Origin of the sequence: Janthinobacterium sp. LS2A (assembly GCF_036543145.1) — a bacterium.
Classification (GTDB): Bacteria; Pseudomonadota; Gammaproteobacteria; order Burkholderiales; family Burkholderiaceae_D; genus Janthinobacterium; species Janthinobacterium aestuarii.
In genome coordinates, this window is record NZ_JAZHPB010000002.1 from 474,192 (window position 1) to 489,580 (window position 15,389).

Consider the following 15,389-nt stretch of genomic DNA (forward strand, 5'->3'; position numbering starts at 1 on the left):
AAAACCTCCGCGCCATCGCTGGTGCGGAGGTTTTTTTCATGGTTGCCTGATTTACTTCACGTTCAGGCTCTTTTTCGCCTGCTCCAGCAAGTCCGTCTTGACCCAGTCCTTGGCCACAGGCGGTTTCGTCATGCGGCCCACGCCCGTTTTCACCATCACGTCCGTGGTGATCTGGATATGCTCGGGCGAGATGTCATACGAGTACGGCGAATTGCTGATCGCGTCGTCGAAGTCATCCTTCGTGATCTGGCCGCGGAACACGACTTCGCGCACATATTTTTCCGCCGTCGCCTTGTTGTCGATAAAGGTCTTGGTCGCTTCGACGAAGCAGCGCATGAATTTTTCCGCCACGGGACGGCGTTCCTTGTAAAACTTTTCCGTCATCACCATGGTCCGTACGGGTTCGCCGATCGGCGTATCGTACGGTTTGATGACTTCGGTGCCAAAACCCTTGTTGATGGCCTGCGACGATTGCGGCTCGGACTGCATCATGGCGTCGATATTCTTGCCCATCAGCGCCTGATTCAAGTCGGCGTAGGCGAGGAATACCAGTTGCACATCCTTGCCCTTGGTTTCGGAATACGTCAGGCCCGCCTGCGACAGCTCGGCCAGCAGCAGCACTTCCTGGATGCCGCCGCGCGTCACGCCCACGCGCTTGCCCTTGAGTTCCTTGACGCTGGTGATCTTTTGCCCCGCCCCGCCCACCAGGCGCGCGCCGCCCTTGGCAAAGCCGGCCACCACGTAGATGGGCGCGCCGCCAGCACGGCCGGAAATGGCCGCCTCGGACGCCGTCGCGCCAACGTCCAGCTCGCCCGCGATAATCGCCTGCATCACGTCGAGGCCCTTGGCAAAGATATGCTCTTCGACCTTGATGCCGCACTTGGGCGCGATTTCCTTGATGTACGACACGGCACCGTAATGGGCGAATTTCAAATTGCCCAGGCGCACGACTTCCTGCGCCTGCGCCTGGACGGCGCCCATGCCGAAGGCCAGCATGAGGGCGGCGGCGATACCGGTCTTCAAAGTTGATTTTTTCTGCATCGGGTTCTCCTGTGGTGGTTGGTGTGTGCCCGCAAGGGCACGCGAAACACTGCTTTTTTATTATGGGAAGATAGTACCGTGTGTTGAGCCAGGAGCAATCTTTTTTATTTCACGATGCTACATATACCCAGTATGGCGACATACATAAAGCACTGCACATCACGCAATGCCACCGTCAAAGCGGAAACAAGTTCTGCGCGATGAAGTCCACGAACACCCTGAGCTTCGGCGACAGATGTTTGCTGGAGGGCCACAATATGCGGAATGTGGTGCAGTCCTGGTTGTATTCGTCCAACACAGTGACGAGCCGGCCGTCGTCCAGCTGACGACGCACGGCGATATCAGGCACGCAAGCAATACCGAGGCCTTGTTCGGCAAAGCAGATCTGCGGGTCCAGCGAATTCGTGACCATGCTGCCCGGCAGATCCATGGAGAGGGGCTGACCGTTCCTGCTCAACGGCCATGCGTCCATTTTGCCCGTCGTGGGATAGCGGTACAGCAGGCAGGCGTGGCTGGCCAGGTCTTCAGGGTGCTGCGGAAGTCCAGCCCGTTGGAAGTAGCTGGGAGCACCGACGATGACTCGTCGATAAGCGCCCAGCGTGCGTGCCATCAAGCGGGAATCGCTGGGCTCTCCGGTACGGATCACGGCATCGAAGCCTTCTTCGATCACGTCCACCAGGCGATCCGAGCAGTCGATGTCCAGCGCGACAGCGGGATAGCACCGCTGAAAGGCCGCCAGCTTGGGCATGAACAAGGTGCCGAGCGATGGCAGACTGATGCGCAGCTTGCCATGCGGGGCGCTTTGCGTTTGCAAGAGTTCGGCTTCGGCCAGCTCCACCTCGCAAAGGATACGGCGGCAGCGCTCCAGGAACAACGTGCCTTCCGATGTCAGGCTGATGGTGCGCGTGGAGCGGTGGAACAGACGAACCCCCAGGCGTTCTTCCAGCCGCGCGATAGCCTTGCTGACGGCAGATGCGGAAATGCCCAGCTGCTGCCCGGCCGCAGTGAAGCTGCGGGCCTCCCCCGCGCGTACAAAGAGGTCGAGAGAACCAAGATTTTCCATTGAAGCCCGTCGATTAATGACTGCTATGTCACATATATTGTTCACTGTAGCCTATTTTTCTTTTGTTGGTCAGCAGGCAGCATACGTACTGATACTCCACACCAGAACGACTTCAACTTGAGGAACCTAGTTTATGCATCAGACAACAGCATCTGCTCGACACAAGAGCGCCGAGCGATTGCCCTTGGGTGGGCTGCTTGCCTTGGCAATGGCAGCCTTTGTCACGCTGCTGACCGAGATCATGCCGGCCGGCCTGCTTTCTTCCATTGCGCAAGGCTTGAGCGTCTCTGAAAGCCTGGCGGGCCAGTTCATTACCGCCTACGCAGTCGGTGCACTGGTCGCCGCTATTCCGGTCACCATGCTTACGCAAGGCATACGGCGGCGTCCATTGCTATTGACGGCGATCTTCGGCTTTGCGCTTGTCAATCTCGTCACCGCGCTGTCCGATAGCTATGGCGTCTCTCTGGTGGCGCGCTTCTTCGCCGGTGTCTTCGGCGGAATCGTCTGGACGCTGCTGGCTGGCTATGCGGTGCGCATGTCGCCGTCGCATCTCGGCGGACGGGCGATTGCGATATCCGGTGCCGGCGCGACCATCGCCTTGGTGCTCGGTGTACCGCTGGGAGCGCTGCTCGGCCGCGCCATCGGCTGGCAAGGCGCGTTTGGCCTGATGAGTGCCCTGGCACTCTTGCTCATGCTGTGGGTCATTGCCATCGTTCCCGACTTCCCTGGCCAGAGCAAGGGGCAGCGCCAAGCTCTTTCCAGCATATTTTTCAAGACCGGTATTCGCGCCGTGCTGTTCGTGGTCTTCACCTTCGTTGTTGCCCACAACATTCTCTACATCTATATCGAGCCATTGCTCGCGCCTTCGGGCTTGTCGGCGAATGTGGAGACCGTCCTGTTCGTCTTCGGACTCGGTTCGATCCTCGGCCTATGGGTCGTCGGTGCGATGGTCGATAGGCGGCTGCAGTTTCTTGCCGTGGCAAGCGTCATGGTCTTCGCCGTCGCATCCACGCTGCTGGGTCTTTGGGGCGACCTGTCGCAGGTGGTCTACCCCTCCGTGGCGGTATGGGGCCTCGCTGTGGGCGGCTTTGCCACGATCACTCAAACGGCATTGTCCCGCTTTGCCGGCGAGTCGGTTGATGTGGCGCAATCGATGTACACGACGGGCTGGAACACGGCGGTGGCCAGCGGCGGCGTTGTCGGCGGCATTTTGCTTGATCGCTCAGACGTGGCGTCGTTCGCATGGACCGTTATCGGCTTTCTCGCCGTCTCGTTGCTGGCTACAGTCTTCGCCATGAACAAGGCGCTGGCATTCAGGAGTGAAAGCCGAGGTTGATACCTGTAGCCCCGCAGCCCGCCCTTGGCGCCGGCGTTTTTACAACAGCCGGCTTACTGTCCAGCCAGCGCCACCACCGGATCCAGGCCCGACGCCTTGCGCGCCGGCATGAAGCCAAACACCAGCCCCGTCACCACGGCGCAGGCAAACGCGCCGGCGATGGCGCTCAGGGAAAAAATCACGGGCACGTCCCATACCAGCAGCAAGCCGGCCACCGTCACCCCGACCACGATGCCGGCCACGCCGCCCACCACCGACACCAGCACGGCTTCCGTGAGGAACTGGCGCAGGATATCGCGCCGGCGCGCCCCCGTCGCCATGCGGATGCCGATTTCACGCGTGCGCTCGCGCACCGTCATCAGCATCACGTTCATGACGCCGATGCCGCCCACCACCAGCGAGACGGCGGCGATCAGGCTGAGCATCATGGTCATGTTGTCCTGCGTCTTGGCTTCGGCGGCGATCGACGCGGCCGCGTTGCTGATGCCGTAGTCGCGGATGCGGTGGCGCTCGAACATGGTGGCGTCGACGGCCGCCTCCACCTCCGTCACGCGCTTAACGTCGTCCACCGCCATGACGGTGTACGTGGGCTCGCGCTGGCCGAAGACGCGGATGCCGGCCGTGGAAAACGGCAGCAGCAGCACGTCGTCTTCATCCTTCTCGCCCGTCAGCGCGCCCTTCGCGCTCATCACGCCGATCACCTGGAACGGCACGTTGCCGATCAGGATGCTTTGCCCCACGGGATTGGGCACGTCGGGCATCAGCTTTTCGGCCAGGTGCGCACCCAGCACGGCCACGGTGGCCATCTCGCGCTCGTCTTCCTCCGTAAAGAAGCCGCCCTTGGCCACGGGCCAGGTCTGAATCTGCGGCAGGGCCGGCCCCGTGCCGCGCACATAGGTCTGCACGTCGAGGTTGCCGTGGCGTATCACCTTGTTGCCCGTGACATTCGGCAGCACGTGGGAAATGCCCGGCACGTCCTTGAGCGCATCGAGGTCGGCCAGGGTGATGCTGCGCCCGGGGATGCGCGAGCTTTCGCCGCGCGACGCCATGTACAGCAGATTCGAGCCGAACGCCCCCAATTGCGCCATCACCTGCTGGCGCGTGCCCAGGCCGATGGCCAGCATGACGATGACCGAAGCGACGCCGATGACGATGCCGAGCAGGGTCAATCCCGTGCGGAAGCGGTTGATCCACAGCACGCGCCAGGCCGCGCGCGCCGCGTCGAGCAATTCCGTGCCCAGCGCCGCGCCCGTATCGTGGGCGGCACGCGACATGTCCAGCGGCGGCAGAGCCGTCGACGTGGCGGGAATGGCGATGGCGCCCGAGTCTGCGACGATTTCGCCATCGCTGATCTCGATCACGCGGCGCGCCTGGGCCGCCACCTTGCGGTCATGCGTAATGAGGATAATGGTGTGGCCCGCGTCGGCCAGCTCGCCCAGCAGGGCCATGACTTCGGCGCCGCTGCTGCTATCTAACGCCCCCGTCGGTTCATCGGCGAGGATGATGCGCCCGCCATTCATCAGCGCGCGCGCGATCGACACGCGCTGCTGCTGCCCGCCCGACAACTGGTTCGGCCGGTGGTCGAGCCGCTCACCGAGGCCCAGGCGCTTGAGCAGCGCTTCCGAGCGCGCATGGCGGGCGGCGGCCGGCATGCCCGCGTACAGGGCCGGCACTTCCACGTTTTCGCGCGCCGATTCGGTGGCGATCAGGTGATAGCCCTGGAAGACGAAGCCGAACGCTTCACGCCGCAGCCACGCCAGTTCATCAGGGTTCAGGCTGGCCACGTCCTGGCCGGCGAAGCGATAAGTACCGTCGCTGGGCCGGTCCAGGCATCCAAGAAGATGCATCAGGGTCGACTTGCCGGAACCGGACGCGCCCACGATGGCGACGAATTCGCCGGCGCCAATCGACAAGGTCAGGCCGCGCAGCACTTCCACGGCCGGCGCGCCATCGTGGCCGCCGTAGCGCTTGCGGATACCCTCCAGTTCAATCAGTGGCGCCGGCTGGCCAGATTTTCCGGGTTGCCCCAGCGACGCGGCCTCGCTCATCGCGCTCACAGCTGGAACCTGCTGCTGCCGCTGCCCGCCGGCTGCTCGCCCGTGACCAGCAATTCGCCTTCGCGCAAGCCTTGCAGCACTTCCGCGCTAAGGCGGTTGCGCACGCCGACGGTGACGGCGCGCGTATCGACCTTGCCGTCCGCATCCATCACGCGGGCCGTGAACTGCCCCGGCTTCGCGCCTTCTTCCGTCGACGGTTTCAGGGCCGGCAAGGGCACGGCCAGCACATTGTTCGCCGCGGCCGTGACAAACACCACTTGCGCCGTCATCTGCGGCATCAGTTCGCCGTCCGCGTTATCGACGTCGAACAGCACTGTATACAAGATCACCTTGCTGGTCGACGGCGCCAGGGCCGTGCCGGCGGCGGAACCGCCGGGCACTGGCGGCGCCGGCAGCACTTGGCGCACCTTGCCGCTCCAGCGCCGCTGGTCACCGCCCAGGGTGGTGAAGTACACGGGCATGTCCGGGCGCACGCGGCGCACGTCCGCTTCCGACACTTCCGTCCATACCGTCATGGCCGACAGGTCGGCGATGCGCAGGATGTTCGGCGTCTGGTACGTGGCGTTCAAGGTTTGCCCTTCCTTCGCGTCCAGGCCCACCACCTTGCCGGCCATCGGCGCATAAATGCGCGTGTAGCCAAGGCGCGCCTCGTCCGCCTTCAGGCTGGCCTGGGTCTGGTCGATCTGCGCCTTCAGGTGGTCGATCTTGGCGCCGGCCGATGCCAGGGTGGCTTCGGCCGTTTCCAGGTCGGCCAAAGGCGTCGAGTCAAACTTGGCCATCTGCTTCTGGCGCACGTGCTGCTGGCCCGCCAGGCGGTGCTGCGCCTGCTGGTCGGCCAGCTGCGCGCGCAAGCCCGCCAGCGCGGCGCGTCCCGCATCGACCGTGGCTTGCTGCACGCTGGGGTCGATCTCGGCCAGCAGCTGGCCTTTATCGACGTCGCTGCCCGGCTGCACGTGCAAACGCGTGATCTGGCCCGACACCTGCGCGCCCACGTCGACATAGGTTTGCGGCTGCAAGGTGCCGATGGCCGTGACGCTCGCTTCGATATTGCCGCGCTTGACGGGCGCCGTGTCGAACACGGTTTTCGGGCCGCGCGTGGCCCACAGTGCGCCGGCACCGAACAGCACCAGCAAGACCACGCAGCCCAGGATGCGGGCGCGGCGGGTAGGCAGGCGGGCCGCCATCAGGCAGCCGCTTTCAATACATTCAAAACATCAATCTGTGTCGCCAGGCGTGAAAAGTGCATCGGTCTATCCTTGAAAATGGCGGTGAATATCACCGCAGGAACGTCACAAGACCTGCCAGCGCGGCGACGGCTGCCAGCAGGGAACTACGAAACAGCAAGCGGGGCGCATACGGCAGCAGCAGGGCCACCAGCAGCGCGCCGGCCGATATGAAACCGAGCCAGGCGACGACGCCGACGGTAGCGCTCCAGCCGGCCACGCAGGGCCAGATGGCCAGCGCCAGCAGGACGGTACCTGCCAATTGCAGCGCGCGCCGCACGTTCGGCGCCGCGTCCCTGCCCCAGACCTGCCCATGGTGGCGGTCCATCGCCAGCGAGAGGCTGGCCATGCCCGCATACGACAGGCCCAGCGCACAGAGGATGGTAGGGATCATGACTGTCCCTCGGTATTGATTTGCAGGCTGGCCGTGGGCGCAGCGCTTTCCCTGGCCGCGGCCTTTTTCACGGGTTTTTCCTTGCGCTTGTGGACTTTCCACGCGCCCCAGGCGGCCAGCAGGCCGAAGGCCATGCTGCACAGTTCCACGCCGGCGCTTTCCCAGTCGCCGCGCGCGACCTGCACCGCCAGGTTGTCGCCCGTGCTCAGTACATTGAGGACGGGCAGCAGCAGGCACAGGGCGGACAGCAAGCCCAGTTGCTCGACCCACGCGCGCTTTTCCGCGCGCAGGCAGGCGTGCAGCAGCATCACAAACCACACGCCAAAGAAGGCGCGCAATTCCCAGCCGGCGCGATGCTCGATGCCGACGGGGATCAAGCGGTTGGCCCACAGGAAGCCCACGCAGGCGATGGACAGGCCGGCAATGGCCGCCACGTTCAGGCAAGCGACGGTGCGGTACACGCGCTGCGTGTAGGCGCCGAACTCGCCGCCAGACTTCTGGCGGCGCTTGACCATGAACAGGATGGCGCCCGTGCCCATCATAGCCGTGCCGGCCAGGCCGCAGAAGAAATACAACCAGCGCATGGGCGTGCCGCCAAAGCCCACCATGTGCAGGTTCGACATGACGGCGCGCGTCAGGCCCGCGCCGCCCGTATCCGACTCGCCAGGTCGGCGCAAGGCGACCTGTTCGCCCGTGGCCAGCGCATAGCAAGCCTTGCCCGTGTTGGCGCTGATGCGTTCCATCGTGTCCGTCTCTTCATTCCAGCCATACATGCACACGCGCATGGAGGCGTCGTTCGGGTTGTCCAGCACCACGGCGCGGATTTCCTGGCCGATGGCCTGTTCGGCCCGCAGCGCGAACGGTTCCAGCGCGGGAATGGCCAGCGGCTGGCCAGTCTTGACGGGCTTGCCCACATCGTTCCAGTCGGCCAGGAAGGCCTTCTTGGCATTGTCCATGCCGTATTGCGCCACCACGGGGGCCGGCACATAGTCATCGCTGAAGAAGGCCAGGCCCGTGTAGGCGATCATGAACTGGAACGGCAGCGTCAGCACGGCCACCGCGTTGTGCGCGTCGAGCCACGAACGCTGGCCCTTGGTCGGGCGGAAGGTGAAGAAATCCTTGAAGATACGCTTGTGCGTGATGACGCCGCTCACCAGCGCCACCAGCATGATCATGGTGGTGATGGCGACGATCCACACGCCGATGCGTCCCGCGTGCAGCTCGTAGTGGAAATCGACGAAATGGTGGCCGCCGATGGTGTCGCGCTGCGTTGCCTCGCGCGCATGTTCGATGACGGCACCCGTCAGCGGGTCGAGGTCCGCCGAGCCATAGCCGCCGGCGGGCTGGAACCAGTAGGCGGACAGGCCGTGACCGGGACGCTGCACGGGCCAGATTTCCCACATGTCCGCCTTCGGGTGCTCCTTCGCCATGAAGTCGAGCGCCAGTTCCAGGCGGTGCCCACGATCCGTCACCTTCGGCAGCGGCGGATCGTTCGCATGCGCCGCCTCTTCCAGTGCATGTTCAGGCGTCATCCAGTGGGTGATCGGTTCGTCGAAGACGGCCAGGGTACCGGTGAGGAAAATGGCGAACAGCAGCCAGGAAATCCACAGCCCGCTCCACGTGTGCAGCCAGGCCATCGCCTGGCGCAAGCCGCCCTGCTGCGACGTCTTGATCACTTTGTCTACCTTGACGGCGTTCATGCGGCCCCCCGCGACAGCAACAGGCCAAGGCCGCCGCAGACGATGGCCGGCAACAGCATGCCGAGCCAGGCGCGGCGCAGGTCTTGCACGGCAAAGACCCAGATCACGGCGCAGGTGTAGACGACGAAGGCGCTCAGGGTGGCCGTCAGCACGGCTTCGGCGCGCGACAGCGGCAGCACGGCCGACAGCAGCACGGCCACGCCGGACGTCAGTGCATAGCCGCCAAAGATGGCGGCGAGCACGCGAGAGAACAACATCATGTGGGCCGATTTCATCATCGCGGCGCTCCCTGCGGCATACGCTGGCACGCGCCATCGCGGGCCAGATTCAACTGCACTTCCATAAGCCATGCATCCTTCATCAAGATAGATCATTCAAAAGCGATTATTTACAGTGTGTAGTTCAAGGTCAGCATCAGGTTGCGCGGCGTGCCCACCATGTTGCCGAAGACATCGGAATAGATGCTCTGGTAGTAGTGCTTGTCGAGCGCATTGTTCACGTTCAGGCGCAGCTCGGCGCGGCTGTCGATCTGCCACGCCGCGTTCAAGCCCACGATCGCGTAGCGGCCCTGGCGCAGATGATAGGTACCGTCGTTCGACTCCGTCGCGCCCTGCCCGTACACGGAAGCGCCGACGCGCCAGCCCTGCGCCGCGCCGGACAGCCGGTAACTGGTGGCCAGCTTGAGCTGCTGGCGCGGATAGCGGCTGTTGAAATCCTTGCCGATATTGGCCGGATCGCTGTCGCGCTTGAATTGCGCCTTCACATAGGTAAAACCGGCCGACAGCTGCCAGTCGGGCGTCAGCGCGCCCGCCACGTCCAGCTCCACGCCTTCGCTGCGCACTTCGCCCGACGCGCGCTGGCAATAACCCCACGTGCTGCCGGGGCAGGGGTTCGGACCGGCCAGGTCGTCCACGCCCCGGTTTTGCTGGCGGATCTGGAACACGGCCGCGCTGGCATTGAGGGCGCCGCCGAAGTATTCGCCCTTCACACCCGCTTCATAGTTGGTGCCGCTGATCGGCTTCAGAGGCTGCGCATGGGCGTCGGTGGACGCCTGCGGCTGGAAGATCTCGGTCCAGCTGGCGTACACGGAATGCTGCTTGTCGAGGTCATACACGACACCGGCGTACGGCGTGAATTCGCGCGCCACCGAGTAGCCGGCATCGTCCTTGTACCAGCTCACACGCCCGCCCAGCACCAGCGACAGCGGATCGGCCAGGCGCATGCGCGTGCCCGCATACACGCCGCTTTGCTCGGTGATGCTGGCCGTGCGCCACTGCGCGTAGTTGATGACGGGGCGCGCCACGCTGCCCGCATCCCAGTTGAATGGGTCGAGCACGGGCGCCGCCGCGCCCCAGCTGTATGGCGCCCAGCCGCCATAGCTGTTTTTCGACGAACGGCGGTGGCTGGCGCCGACCGTCAGCTCGTGCTGGCGGCCGAACAGGCTGTAGCTGCCGCTCGCATACGCGTCATAGCTGGTGTTGGCCAGCTCGGCGCGGTAGCTTTGCGAATTGAAACGCAGTGTGTCGCCGCGGCGGCTGATGCCGGAAAACGTCGTGTCGATCTCGGGCGTCTTGCGCGTGGCCGCCAGCTTGGCCTTCCAGCCATTGGCAAAGCGGTGTTCCAGTTCGGCGAAAATGGTTTTATCCGTCTGACGCCAGCCGTCGAAGTCGGTACCCAGGTAAGTCGAGCGGGGCAAATTCAAAAAACGGCCGTCGGCGGCCGTCACCACGCCCGTCGAGACGCCGTCGTTGTCCGTCTTGCGGTAGTGGGCGCCCACGGTCAAGGTGGTATCGGGACGCAGGTCCGCTTCGATGATGCCGTACAACTGGTGGTTGCGGCCATGCAGCACGTCGACAAAATCCTTCTTGTCCTGCACCGTCACGACGATGCGCCCGCGCAGGGTCTTCGCTTCGTTGAGCGCGTTGGCCGCATCGGCTTCCAGGCGGTAGTTGTTCCAGCTGCCCACGCTGGCCGAGAATGACGCTTGCGGCGTGGCCGTCGGGCGCTTGCGCACCATGTTGATGGCGGCGCTGGGCGTGCCGCTGCCCGTCGTCAAGCCCGTGGCGCCGCGCACCACCTCGATACGGTCATAGATGGCCAGGTCGTCATTGTCGCCATTGAAGGTGCCGTTCGCGCCCAGGCTGGTAGGCAAGCCGTCGAACAGGATGTTATCGACAGGGAAACCGCGTGCGCTGAAACTGCCCGAATCGCCCGTAAAATTACCTTTTTGCATGACCAGCCCCGTGATCGACTGCACCGCGTCGTCCAAGGTCGTGATGCCCAGATCATCGATCTGCTGGCGCGTCAGCACGCTGACCGACTGCGGCGTCTCGCGCAAAGACATGTTCAGCTTGGTTGCCGTGTTGCTCACGCCCGTCGTATACGAGCCGCTGCCCTCTGTTGTCGCATCGCGCCCCGCCGTGACGGACACGCCGAGCATGGTCTGTTCGGTGGCAGGGGTGGCTGGCGCCTGCTGCGCGATGGCCGGCAGGCTGGCGGCCAGGCACAGGACCGCAGCCGCTTGCGCCAGCGGACGCAATGCGCAGTGATGAGATGGCAAACTGACAAAATTCAAAGCGTGAGACATGCAAGTTCCTGATAGTAGTGGCGTCATCAGACGGTGAAAAACAGGCGCCCTACTCTGTAGGTGCCGCGAAAACAAAAAACGGGCAGCCGGATGGCTAAATATTTTTTAATGACATGGCCGGCTCGACCGTCACCCAGTAGCGCGTGCGGCTGCGCACCTGCACGGGCAGGGAGTTGGGCAGCATGTTCAAAATGCGCTGGGTGTCGGCCAGCGGGAATACGCCCGACAGGCGCAGCTGGGCCACTTGCGGCGCGCAGTCGATCACGCCGGGGCGGTAGCGGGCCAGATCGGCCAGGAAATCGCCCAAGGTCACGTCGTCGACGATCAGCTGCCCGCGCGACCAGGCGTCCGCATACGCACCGATGGCGTGCGGCGCGTCCAGCGCGTGGCGGGAAAATGCCACGCCGCGCCCGGCCGCCAGCAGCAAGGGTGCGCCGCCGCCGTCGCGGGGACGGATTTCAACGGCGCTGTCAAACACGTCCACGGTGCTGTAGTCATCCTGCTGGCGCACGGCAAAGCGCGTGCCCAGCGCGCGCACCAGGCCTTCGTGCGTGGCCACCACCAAAGGCGCGTCGCTGCCGATGCCATGGCCGCTGGTGACGAGGATTTCGCCAGCCAGCAGCTCGATCAGGCGGTGGCTGGCATCGAAATGCACGTTCACGGCCGATCCTGTATTCAGGCTGAGCACACTGCCATCGTCCAGCACCACCTCGCGCCGCTCGCCCGTGGCCGTGCGGTAGTCGGCGCGCAGGACGCGCACGCCATCCCAGGCATCCGTCTGCGCGGCCAGCATGCCGCCGCCGGCCGCCACGCCCAGCCACGCCAGCAACTGGCGCCGCTTGCCGCTGACGGCTTTCTGCTGCGTGCCGGCCAGCGCCTGCGCAGCCGCACCGCGGTGCAAGCCGTTGAAGCGCTGCGACACGGCTTCGATATGCCGCCAGGCCCGCTCATGTTCCGGGTCCGCCTCGCGCCAGCGCTGCCAGGCGGCCTGTTGCGCCGCGTCCATCTCGCCCGACATCAGCATGGTCAGCCATTCGGCCGCCTGCTGCTGCACGTCCTCGCGGATGGCCGCCGGGGCCGCAGCATTGCCCACCTTGCTCATGCCGGCAGCGAGAAAAACACCTGGCGGTTGGCGCGCGTCAGGTATTGCTTGACCGAGCTGGCCGACACGTTCAGGCGCGCGGCGATCTCGGCATAGCTGAGCCCTTCCAGTTGCGCCAGCAGGAACGCCGTGCGCACGGGCGCGGGCAGGCCCTCGAGGGCCGCATCGATTTCCTGCAAGGCTTCCAGCGCCAGCAGCCGCTCTTCCGGCGCGGGCGCCACTTCGGGCGGCAGGCAGGCCAGCGCTTCCAGATAGGCGTCTTCCAGCACTTGCCGGCGGTGGCGGTGCGCCACCAGGCGGCGCGCGATGGTGGCCAGGAAAGGCCGCGCTTCACGGATCTGCGGCGCGGTATCGGCCGTCAGCACGCTGACGAAGGTGTCTTGCGCCAGGTCCGCCGCCTCGCCCGCATTGCCCAGCTTATGCCGCAGCCAGCCCTGCAGCCAGCCGTGATGGCTGCTGTAGAGCGCGTGCAGGTCTTGTTGCTGTGCAAAATCGGCGGCCGACATGGCATCCCTTTCCGCCCGGACGTGCGGCGCCCGAGAATGTAAATAAGAATTATTCTCATTCTAACCGCGTTCCTGCCATTCATGCAATCGCGGCATTGCCAGAAATACCAACTAATTCAAACGCCGGCCAACCGCCAGGCGGTGCAGCGCGGGACCGCCAGCCACCCGCGATGGGGTAAAATGGCGCCCATCGTCCGGCTTTCGCCGCCCACTCCCAAGCTTTTCATTGCAGGTTCATCATGCTAGATAATCTCACCCAACGGCTTGCCAAAGTCGTCAAGACCATGCGCGGCGAGGCGCGCCTGACCGAAGCGAACACCGCCGACATGCTGCGCGAAGTGCGCCTGGCGCTGCTCGAAGCCGACGTCGCCCTGCCCGCCGTGCGCGAATTCATCGCCAAAGTCAAAGAAAAAGCCATGGGCGAGGATGTCATTTCCTCGCTCACGCCAGGCCAGGCCCTGGTGGGCGTGGTGCAGCGCGAGCTGGCCGCCCTGATGGGCGCCGACCTGGGACCGGAAGCGTCGCAGATCAGCTTTGCGCAGCAGCCGCCCGCCATCATCCTGATGGCCGGTCTGCAGGGTGTGGGTAAAACCACCACCGTCGGCAAGCTGGCGAAATACCTGAAGGAAGAAAAGAAGAAGAAAGTGCTGACCGTCTCGGCCGACGTGTACCGTCCAGCCGCGATCGCCCAGCTGCAATCGGTCACCGCCCAGGTGGGCGCCGACTTCTTCCCGTCCACCAGCACGGACAAGCCGGTCGATATCGCGCTGGCCGCGCTGGACTGGGCGAAAAAGCATTACCACGACGTGCTGATCATCGATACGGCGGGCCGTCTAGGTATCGACGAAGAGATGATGCGCGAAATCGCCGCCGTCCACGGCGCCGTGAAACCGATCGAAACCCTGTTTGTCGTCGACGCCATGCTGGGCCAGGACGCCATCAACACGGCCAAAGCCTTTAACGATGCGCTGCCGCTGACCGGTATCGTGCTGACCAAGCTCGATGGCGATGCGCGCGGCGGTGCGGCCCTGTCCGTGCGCCACATCACGGGCAAACCGATCAAGTTTGCCGGTGTCTCGGAAAAACTCGACGGCCTGGAAGCGTTCGACCCGACCCGCATGGCCAACCGCATCCTGGGCATGGGCGACATCCTCGCCCTGGTGGAAGAAGCGCGCAAGGGCGTCGACAGCAAGGCGGCGGCCGATCTGGCGCAGAAGATCAAGGTTGGCGGCAAGTTCGACATGAACGACTTCAAGGCGCAACTGGGCCAGATGAAGAAAATGGGCGGCATGGCCAACCTGATGGACAAGCTGCCGGCCCAGTTCCAGCAGGCGGCAGGCGGCAAGAACATGGATCAAGCCGATAAACAGGTGCGCCGCATGTGCGGCATCATCGACTCGATGACGCCGCAGGAACGCGCCAAGCCTGAACTGATCAAGGCCACGCGCAAGCGCCGCATCGCCGCCGGCGCCGGCGTGCAGGTGCAGGAAGTAAACCGCATGCTGACGCAATTCGAGCAAATGCAGACGATGATGAAGAAATTGTCGGGCGGCGGCATGATGAAGATGATGCGCTCCATGAAGGGCATGATGCCTGGGATGAGGTAAGGCGTCGAAGTCCCCGCTCGCGGGGACTTCGACGGCATTCATTACGCCGCACACCCAAGTAAAAACATCGTTCTAAATAATGCCGGATTGCATTTTCATGTGTCCGGCATCCTTTCTTCCCTCCCTCCGCAGCGCCCCTCCCCGCATAGCCAGCAACCATGCCATTTACGGGCAAAAACGCCAATCCGCGCCCCCAAGCGGTGCGCCCGGGCGACAGCATTGCCATTTCCCTGCTTTTTCCTCGTGAAAACGTGAAAAACACTTGCATACTAGGTAAATCCACACCAATATTAGCCGTGCGATTAATTGCGCAATTTCCCATGTGTTTGTTAAGGAGGCTCGAAGATGGCAACAGCCAAAAAAACCCCAGTAGCAGCGCCAGCCAAAGCAGCAGCAGCCAAGCCTGCAGCCGCCAAGAAAGCAGCACCCGCAGCCAAGGCAGCAGCTAAACCAGCAGCGGCGAAGAAAGCGGCAGCACCGGCAACACCACGCAAGCCAAACGCAGCATTCATGAAAGCAATGACGCCATCGAAAGATCTGGCCGCCGTTGTTGGCGCAGCACCACTGCCGCGCACGGAAGTGACCAAAAAGGTATGGGATTACATCAAAAAACTCGATCTGCAAGATCCGGCCAACCGCCGCATGATCAATGCGGACGACAAGCTGAAAGCAGTTTTCGGCGGCAAAGCCCAAGTCTCCATGTTTGAAATGACCAAACTGATCTCCGATCATTTGAAATAATCAGATACGCACAGGGCGTCTACGCCGTGTGA

The 15,389-nt window shown here is 63.9% G+C and carries 13 protein-coding genes; 3 read left to right on the forward strand and 10 right to left on the reverse strand.

What is annotated here, in order from left to right; translation table 11 throughout:
• Positions 1 to 51: 51 nt before the first annotated feature.
• Complete coding sequence (locus tag V3C40_RS08000; RefSeq protein ID WP_409929618.1) at positions 52 to 1,041, reverse strand: ABC transporter substrate-binding protein; 990 nt, start codon at positions 1,039 to 1,041, stop codon at positions 52 to 54.
• Positions 1,042 to 1,216: 175 nt separating this feature from the next.
• Positions 1,217 to 2,104 carry a LysR family transcriptional regulator gene (locus V3C40_RS08005; RefSeq protein WP_331777104.1) on the reverse strand — a complete coding sequence of 296 codons (888 nt, stop codon included), beginning with the start codon at positions 2,102 to 2,104 and terminating at the stop codon, positions 1,217 to 1,219.
• A gap of 133 nt (positions 2,105 to 2,237) precedes the next feature.
• Here V3C40_RS08005 and V3C40_RS08010 point away from each other — a divergent pair, with 133 nt between their 5' ends.
• A complete protein-coding gene (locus V3C40_RS08010; protein WP_331777105.1) occupies positions 2,238 to 3,440 on the forward strand; it encodes an MFS transporter in 1,203 nt (400 codons plus the stop codon).
• A gap of 53 nt (positions 3,441 to 3,493) precedes the next feature.
• Here V3C40_RS08010 and V3C40_RS08015 read toward each other — a convergent pair whose 3' ends face one another.
• The 8 genes from V3C40_RS08015 to V3C40_RS08050 all read right to left on the reverse strand — a co-directional run bounded on the left by V3C40_RS08015 (position 3,494) and on the right by V3C40_RS08050 (position 13,009).
• A complete protein-coding gene (locus V3C40_RS08015; RefSeq protein WP_331777340.1) occupies positions 3,494 to 5,488 on the reverse strand; it encodes a MacB family efflux pump subunit in 1,995 nt (664 codons plus the stop codon).
• Between the two features lie 5 nt (positions 5,489 to 5,493).
• A complete protein-coding gene (locus V3C40_RS08020; RefSeq protein ID WP_331777106.1) occupies positions 5,494 to 6,681 on the reverse strand; it encodes an efflux RND transporter periplasmic adaptor subunit in 1,188 nt (395 codons plus the stop codon).
• Positions 6,682 to 6,772: 91 nt separating this feature from the next.
• Positions 6,773 to 7,114 (reverse strand): DUF3325 domain-containing protein, encoded by a 342-nt coding sequence (locus V3C40_RS08025; RefSeq protein WP_331777107.1) that lies wholly within the window; start codon positions 7,112 to 7,114, stop codon positions 6,773 to 6,775.
• On the reverse strand, positions 7,111 to 8,814 hold the full coding sequence (locus tag V3C40_RS08030) for a PepSY-associated TM helix domain-containing protein (RefSeq protein WP_331777108.1): 1,704 nt from the start codon (positions 8,812 to 8,814) through the stop codon (positions 7,111 to 7,113). The genes V3C40_RS08025 and V3C40_RS08030 overlap by 4 nt, the downstream gene beginning before the upstream one ends.
• Positions 8,811 to 9,074 carry a hypothetical protein gene (locus V3C40_RS08035; protein WP_331777109.1) on the reverse strand — a complete coding sequence of 88 codons (264 nt, stop codon included), beginning with the start codon at positions 9,072 to 9,074 and terminating at the stop codon, positions 8,811 to 8,813. The genes V3C40_RS08030 and V3C40_RS08035 overlap by 4 nt, the downstream gene beginning before the upstream one ends.
• A gap of 128 nt (positions 9,075 to 9,202) precedes the next feature.
• Complete coding sequence (locus V3C40_RS08040) at positions 9,203 to 11,401, reverse strand: TonB-dependent siderophore receptor (RefSeq protein WP_331777110.1); 2,199 nt, start codon at positions 11,399 to 11,401, stop codon at positions 9,203 to 9,205.
• A 94-nt stretch (positions 11,402 to 11,495) separates the two neighbouring features.
• Positions 11,496 to 12,503, reverse strand: a complete 1,008-nt coding sequence (locus V3C40_RS08045) for a FecR domain-containing protein (protein ID WP_331777111.1) — start codon at positions 12,501 to 12,503, stop codon at positions 11,496 to 11,498.
• Positions 12,500 to 13,009: a sigma-70 family RNA polymerase sigma factor gene (locus tag V3C40_RS08050; protein ID WP_331777112.1), complete on the reverse strand. Its 510-nt coding sequence runs from the start codon at positions 13,007 to 13,009 to the stop codon at positions 12,500 to 12,502. The genes V3C40_RS08045 and V3C40_RS08050 overlap by 4 nt, the downstream gene beginning before the upstream one ends.
• Positions 13,010 to 13,248: 239 nt before the next feature.
• Here V3C40_RS08050 and ffh point away from each other — a divergent pair, with 239 nt between their 5' ends.
• Positions 13,249 to 14,616, forward strand: coding sequence for a signal recognition particle protein (gene ffh, locus V3C40_RS08055; RefSeq protein WP_034746567.1), 1,368 nt, complete (start codon positions 13,249 to 13,251; stop codon positions 14,614 to 14,616).
• Positions 14,617 to 14,961: 345 nt separating this feature from the next.
• Positions 14,962 to 15,357, forward strand: coding sequence for an SWIB/MDM2 domain-containing protein (locus V3C40_RS08060; protein WP_071650146.1), 396 nt, complete (start codon positions 14,962 to 14,964; stop codon positions 15,355 to 15,357).
• Positions 15,358 to 15,389: the final 32 nt, after the last annotated feature.

What these genes read in the sequence shown, in the direction of transcription:
- ffh (WP_034746567.1), top strand. Translation starts at nt 13,249, where the DNA reads ATGCTAGATAATCTCACCCAACGGCTTGCCAAAGTCGTCAAGACCATG.
- V3C40_RS08045 (WP_331777111.1), bottom strand. Translation starts at nt 12,503, where the DNA reads ATGAGCAAGGTGGGCAATGCTGCGGCCCCGGCGGCCATCCGCGAGGAC.
- V3C40_RS08020 (WP_331777106.1), bottom strand. Translation starts at nt 6,681, where the DNA reads ATGGCGGCCCGCCTGCCTACCCGCCGCGCCCGCATCCTGGGCTGCGTG.
- V3C40_RS08030 (WP_331777108.1), bottom strand. Translation starts at nt 8,814, where the DNA reads ATGAACGCCGTCAAGGTAGACAAAGTGATCAAGACGTCGCAGCAGGGC.
- V3C40_RS08005 (WP_331777104.1), bottom strand. Translation starts at nt 2,104, where the DNA reads ATGGAAAATCTTGGTTCTCTCGACCTCTTTGTACGCGCGGGGGAGGCC.
- V3C40_RS08035 (WP_331777109.1), bottom strand. Translation starts at nt 9,074, where the DNA reads ATGATGTTGTTCTCTCGCGTGCTCGCCGCCATCTTTGGCGGCTATGCA.
- V3C40_RS08050 (WP_331777112.1), bottom strand. Translation starts at nt 13,009, where the DNA reads ATGTCGGCCGCCGATTTTGCACAGCAACAAGACCTGCACGCGCTCTAC.
- V3C40_RS08040 (WP_331777110.1), bottom strand. Translation starts at nt 11,401, where the DNA reads ATGTCTCACGCTTTGAATTTTGTCAGTTTGCCATCTCATCACTGCGCA.
- V3C40_RS08060 (WP_071650146.1), top strand. Translation starts at nt 14,962, where the DNA reads ATGGCAACAGCCAAAAAAACCCCAGTAGCAGCGCCAGCCAAAGCAGCA.
- V3C40_RS08000 (WP_409929618.1), bottom strand. Translation starts at nt 1,041, where the DNA reads ATGCAGAAAAAATCAACTTTGAAGACCGGTATCGCCGCCGCCCTCATG.
- V3C40_RS08010 (WP_331777105.1), top strand. Translation starts at nt 2,238, where the DNA reads ATGCATCAGACAACAGCATCTGCTCGACACAAGAGCGCCGAGCGATTG.
- V3C40_RS08015 (WP_331777340.1), bottom strand. Translation starts at nt 5,488, where the DNA reads ATGAGCGAGGCCGCGTCGCTGGGGCAACCCGGAAAATCTGGCCAGCCG.
- V3C40_RS08025 (WP_331777107.1), bottom strand. Translation starts at nt 7,114, where the DNA reads ATGATCCCTACCATCCTCTGTGCGCTGGGCCTGTCGTATGCGGGCATG.